At 56.6% G+C, this 1,034-nt stretch carries 2 protein-coding genes; one reads left to right on the top strand and one right to left on the bottom strand.

Annotation, left to right across the window (positions count from 1 at the left end; genetic code table 11):
* Nucleotides 1–102: 102 nt before the first annotated feature.
* Entirely contained in the window at nt 103–558 is a 456-nt protein-coding gene (locus C8N42_RS21450) for a phage head spike fiber domain-containing protein (protein WP_146168319.1), read from the bottom strand.
* A gap of 53 nt (nt 559–611) precedes the next feature.
* On the opposite strand from C8N42_RS21450, the gene C8N42_RS21360 reads away from it, so the two are divergent.
* Nucleotides 612–1,034 (top strand): IS66 family transposase (locus C8N42_RS21360; RefSeq protein WP_483862459.1); only part of this gene is annotated, 423 nt, incomplete at its 3' end.

The following is a 1,034-nucleotide window of genomic DNA, read 5'->3' as shown; positions in this document are numbered from 1 at the left end:
GCCTCCCGATAAGACACGTCGCTAAAGACGTCGTTATGCACGTGTCTTATCTCGGTCCGCCTCCATCAGGCAGGCGGCATCAATCGGGCGCTTACGGAAAATTCAGAGCACAATCAGTCGTTTCACATGAGATCGGCTGAGCGAGGTGGGCCACCATCCGTCACTGATCTGAACGTTTGACAATGCGGTCTCAGTGTCATCATCATATGTGATATGGACATCATAAGTCCCGTTTAAGCCTATGAGGCCCGCTTGATCCGCCGCACGGCTTAGTGCTGTTGAAGCTGTTTGAATGAAGCTCGTTGCGTTCACACCTGCTTCAAGCTGTCCTCCCCAAACAGTAAGCACCTCACCACCAACGAATTCTTTGTCGCCAGCTATGTTGGTCGCGGGACTGATCGCAAGAAGGCCGTTTGATGATGGCGCCAAAGTGCCGACCACGCGTGCGACGTCGGCATTCAGAAGTTCAATTCTTGCGGATAGGCTATCTTCTGGAAGGTATTGACTGGCGCAACCCACGCTGGACGCAACGCCCTGCAAAGGCCGGGTAAATTGCACTGATCGGCCTGTTTTTATTGGTATATCGTGGGCCTGAGTGGTAGATATCCGCCATGTCAGATACCACCTCCGAACTTGCCAGATTACGTGCTGCCCTGGCCGCAGCGGAGGCCCGTGCGGAGGTTGCGGAAAGCGAATTGGCACAGACCCGGGCGGTTGTCTCCTGCTCGGAAGCGATGATCCAGGAACTCAAGCTCGAGATCGCCAAGCTGCGTCGTGACAAATATGGCATCTCCTCGGAACGTCGCGCACGGTTGATCGATCAGTTGGAATTGCAGCTTGAGGAGCTGGAAGCGGCGGCCACCGAGGATGCCCTGGCTGCAGAGCAGACGGCTGAAAAGGCCAGCACAGTGCGCGCCTTCACGCGCCGCCATCCTGTGCGCAAACCCGCCCACCAGATCTCTCCCGTCGCTCTGGAGGCGGTGAAACGGATCGACGCCATCTTCGACATCGAGCGCGAAATCAACGGGCTGGAT

The sequence above is a fragment of the Celeribacter persicus genome, from assembly GCF_003050785.1.
Classification (GTDB): Bacteria; Pseudomonadota; Alphaproteobacteria; order Rhodobacterales; family Rhodobacteraceae; genus Celeribacter; species Celeribacter persicus.
This window is presented reverse-complemented; position numbering and strand designations above follow the sequence as displayed.